The organism is Mycobacterium sp. E3298 (assembly GCF_001666895.1).
In the GTDB taxonomy this organism is placed as follows: Bacteria; Actinomycetota; Actinomycetes; order Mycobacteriales; family Mycobacteriaceae; genus Mycobacterium.
This window is the reverse complement of the sequence record NZ_LZJB01000147.1, coordinates 1-4,061: the sequence shown is the minus strand read 5'-3', so window position 1 is coordinate 4,061 and position 4,061 is coordinate 1. Positions and strand designations below refer to the sequence as shown.

Genomic DNA, 4,061 nt, shown 5'->3' with positions numbered 1-4,061 from the left:
GCGGCGCGAGAGCGACCTGGCGGAGCTGAGCCGGCGAATCACCGCCACCGGCGTCACCGGCGTCACCGACGCCACCCCGGACCTCGACGCCGACGACATGGTGTCGCTCGTGGTGGCGCACCGGCACGGCGAGTTCCGGCCACGACCGAGTTTCCTGTCCCCGGGCAAGATCATCCTGCACGACGACCGCCTCGACCTCGACGCCCTGACGGACTGGATCGGAGACCACCACGACACGGGCAGGCCCGTCGCCGTGCACTGCGTGACCGCGGCCCAGCTGGTGGTCACCATCGCCGCGCTGCGGTCGGCCGGCAGCCATCCACGAGATCGGATCGAGCACGCCGCCGTGGTGCCGCAGGACAACGTGGCCGACCTCGCCGAGCTGGGTGTCACCGTGGTGACGCAACCCAACCTCGTTGCCGAGCGCGGCGACCACTACCTCGCCGACGTCCCCACCGCCGAGCAACCCGAGCTGTGGCGGGTGGCCTCCCTGCTGGAGGCGACGGTGCCGGTGGCCCTGTCCACCGACATGCCGTTCGGCCACGGCGACCCCTGGACGGCGATGCGCGCCGCCGTCCACCGCACCACTGTCAGCGGCGCCGTGCTGAACCCCAACGAATGTGTCTCCGCCCGAGAGGCTTTGACGATGTTCCTCGGCCGGCCGGACCGGCCGGGCCAGCCGCGCACCGTGGCGGTCGGAGAGCCGGCGGACCTCTGTGTGCTGAGCGAGCCGCCGGCGACGGCGCTGGCCGAGCTCGACGCAGGCATGGTGGCGGCCACCATCATCGGCGGTGAACTCGTCTACTTCTCGATGTGACCGGCGATCACGGCGCGGTGGCCAGGGCGGCGCGCAGCATTGCACACTGGCTGTCGAAAAAACGCTGCGACACTTGCGCTTTGGGCACGATCAGGTCGAAGCCGTGGAAGGCGCCCGGGATCGTCTCGACCTGGCACGGCACCCCGGCGGCCGTCAGCCGGTCCGCGTACGCCAGGTCCTCGTCGTGGAACAGGTCATGCGTGCCGACTCCGATCCAGGCCGGCGGCAGCCCGCTCAGGTCGTCGCGCCGCCCCGGCACCGCGACCTGCGGGTCGGCGTCGCCGAGATACGCCGACCAGCCGAACTGGTTGCTGCGGTTGTCCCACAGCCGATAGTTCGAGCTGGGGGCGGTGGCCGAACTGCGGTCGTCGAGCATCGGATACGTCAGCAGCTGGAACGCGGGGCTCACCTCGGCGCGGTCGCGGGCGAGCAGCGCCAGGGCCGCGGCCAGGCCGCCGCCGGCGCTGGCCCCGCCGATGGCCACCCGGTACCGGTCCACGGACGGCAGATTCGCCAGCCAGGTCAACGCCGAATAGCAGTCCTCCAGCGGCACCGGGTACGGATGTTCGGGCGCCAGGCGGTATTCCACCGATGCGACGGTGATGCCCAGCCGGCGGCTGAACCCACTGCAGAGCCGGTCGTCCTGTTCGGCGGTGCCGATCACGTATCCGCCGCCGTGGATCCACAGCAGCGCCGGGGCCGGTCCCGCGACGCCGGCCGGCCGGAACAGCCGGACGCCGGCCCCCGAACCCAGCGTGATGACCTCGACATCGCGGACGGGCTTGCTGAGGCGGCTGCGCAACGCGATCCCGGCCCGCATCAGCGGCAGCGTGCGGGGACCGACGAGTCGGCGCGGGGCGAATCGGGCGATCCGCTGCAGGTCAGGGTGAACATCGGCGTTCGGCACCGCATCAGTATCACCGACGCGGAAAACCGCGCGGCCTGCTATCAGTGATACGCGGGGGTCGGACATGGGAGGCAAACGTGACCGGGAACGTCCCGAGGCTCGCTGCGCGGTTCGTCGACACCGCGCTCGGCAAGATACGCGTGCAGGTCAGCCCGGGCACCGGCGCCGCGGTGCTGCTGTGGCCCAGCCTGTTGATGACCGGGGACCTGTGGTCCGGCCAGGCCGCCCGGTTCGGGGCGAGCCACCGCCTGGTGCTGATCGACCCGCCCGGCCACGGCGGCAGCGAGCCGCTCCGGTCGGCCTTCACGTTCACCGACTGCGCGAGCTGCGTCGTCGACCTGCTGGACGGGCTCGGCATCGAGAAGGCCCACTTCGTCGGCAATTCCTGGGGCGGCATGATCGGCGCCACGTTCGCGGCGCTGCACCCCGATCGCCTCGACCGCGCCGTCCTGATGAACTGCACGGCGTCGAAGGCGGGCGCCGTTCAGAAGGCGAAATACGCGGCCATGTTGCGCGCGGCGGCGCTGCTGGGCGGCATCCGGCCGCCCCTGACGCGGTCGGCCCTGCGCGCGTTCCTCGGCCCGACGACGCTGCGCGCCCGGCCGGACGTGGTCGAGACCGTGCGCGCCGGCCTGCGGGCGGTCGACATCGATTCGGCCCGCTGGGCGGTCCGCAGCGTGGTCCCCGCCCGGCCCGACCAGCACGCGCTGCTGGGAACCATCGCGGCCCCGGTCCTGGTGGTCGCCGGCGCGGAGGACGCCACTTTTCCCGTCGCGGAGACTCGGGCCATGGCGGAGTCGATCCCCGGTGCGTCGTTTCGCGTGCTCGACGGCATCGCGCACCTGGCGGCGCTGGAAGACCCCGCCCGGGTCAACGACGTACTTGAGGCCTTCCTGTTCGGCGCCCCCGCTTGATCCGCGAGAACGCGTGTGGCAAGGGAGTTCTGCCGAATCCCCGGCGGGACTGAACCATTCCGCGCCCTGGCGCGTAGCCCAAAGGCGGTGGATTAGCCGCACGAAGATCGGGGTATCGGTGGAATGCTGGCGAGCGCGGCACGCGTCAGCGTTTCGTCGTCGCAACGTCCCTCACCGGGACCGAGCGTGGACCGCCCGGGCGGGCAGGACGCGAGGGACGTGAATGCTGGGTCATCTCTACGATCAGGCACTCGGCGGCGAGCGATGTTGGATTCGCCACGACGACGGGGAGCTGCGGCCGCTCCCGGCGCACCGCTGGTTGGGGGTGCGATGTCCCGACGACGTATGTCCCGGTGATGGATCTGAGGACGCCTTCGACGAAGTCTTCGACGAAGCCGTCACCCAGATGTGCACCGGGCCGACGATCGAATTGGGTTGCGGCCCGGGCAGACTGGTGGCCCGGCTGATCCAGCGGGGGATACCGGCCCTGGGCATCGACCGCTCCGTCGCCGCGATTCGGCTGGCGGGACGCGGCGGCGCGCCGGCCCTGCTGGGCGATGTGTTCGACCCGCTGCCCGGCATGGGTCTTTGGCAGACGGTATTGCTGGTCGACGGCAACGTCGGCCTCGGCGGAGACCCGTGCCGCATCCTGGGACGGGCGGCAGAGCTGCTGGCCCGGGGCGGGCGGTGCGTCGCCGAATTCGACGCCGAGAACATCGGCATCCGTGCGCGCTGGGTCCGGCTGGAGTCCGCGGGCGAGGTCGGACCCTGGTTTCGGTGGGCGTCGGTCGGCGTGGACAGCGCCGCGGCGCTCGCGGCGCAGGTCGGTCTGACGCTGACCGGTCTCCGTCTGATCGGCGATCGCGTAATCGCGTGTCTGGCGTCCATGTGAGCGTGTCGCGGCCGGCCGTCTCTTGGTCGAATGGCAAACGCCGCCGTCTCCGCGAGCACGGCAAATCGGCACACGGCAACCGCAGCCCCAGCGTGTTTCCGACGCCGGATGATGGGTCGACGCAAACGTCAGTTTCGGACCTGGCCCCGGGGGTACGCTGCCCTCACACGACGGCAAGGAGGCCGAGTATGACTTCGTGCGCGAAATGGTTGCTGCGGGCACGTCCCGGCGACTACGCGCTGGCCTTGAGCGTCGCGGGTGCGTCGCTGCCGGTGGTCGGCAAGCACCTCGAGCCCCTGGGCGGCCTCACGGCGATGGGCATCTGGGGCGCCCGGCACGCACCCGACTTCCTCTCCGGCATGACCAAGCCGCGTCAGGCGAAGGAAGCCGCCGAGTCGCTGCGCGGCGATGACGTCAGCATTCAGGACGTGTCCGTCGCGGCGCTGCGGGGCATCGTGTCGGCCGCCGACCTGGAGCTGGAATGGCCCGCGGCGGTACGGACGCCGCCGATCTGGGACGCGATGCGCCAGC

At 71.5% G+C, this 4,061-nt stretch carries 4 protein-coding genes and 1 pseudogene; 4 read left to right on the top strand and 1 reads right to left on the bottom strand.

What is annotated here, in order from left to right:
* Positions 1–817, top strand: an 817-nt coding sequence (locus tag A9X05_RS06740; RefSeq protein WP_156736528.1) for an amidohydrolase family protein, incomplete at its 5' end; no start/stop codon positions are given.
* Between the two features lie 7 nt (positions 818–824).
* Here A9X05_RS06740 and A9X05_RS06735 read toward each other — a convergent pair.
* A complete protein-coding gene (locus A9X05_RS06735) occupies positions 825–1,724 on the bottom strand; it encodes an alpha/beta hydrolase (protein ID WP_067756778.1) in 900 nt (299 codons plus the stop codon).
* A 77-nt stretch (positions 1,725–1,801) separates the two neighbouring features.
* Between A9X05_RS06735 and A9X05_RS06730 the strand changes: the two genes are divergently transcribed.
* The 3 genes and pseudogenes from A9X05_RS06730 to A9X05_RS06720 form a co-directional block, all read left to right on the top strand.
* Positions 1,802–2,638 (top strand): alpha/beta fold hydrolase, encoded by an 837-nt coding sequence (locus A9X05_RS06730; RefSeq protein ID WP_197498954.1) that lies wholly within the window; start codon positions 1,802–1,804, stop codon positions 2,636–2,638.
* Between the two features lie 223 nt (positions 2,639–2,861).
* Positions 2,862–3,530 carry an SAM-dependent methyltransferase gene (locus A9X05_RS06725; RefSeq protein WP_067756775.1) on the top strand — a complete coding sequence of 223 codons (669 nt, stop codon included), beginning with the start codon at positions 2,862–2,864 and terminating at the stop codon, positions 3,528–3,530.
* Between the two features lie 188 nt (positions 3,531–3,718).
* A pseudogene (locus A9X05_RS06720) lies at positions 3,719–4,061 on the top strand (alpha/beta hydrolase); the annotation flags it as partial.

Excerpts from the sequence above, each read along its gene's own strand:
- A9X05_RS06725 (WP_067756775.1), top strand. The coding sequence starts at position 2,862 with ATGCTGGGTCATCTCTACGATCAGGCACTCGGCGGCGAGCGATGTTGG.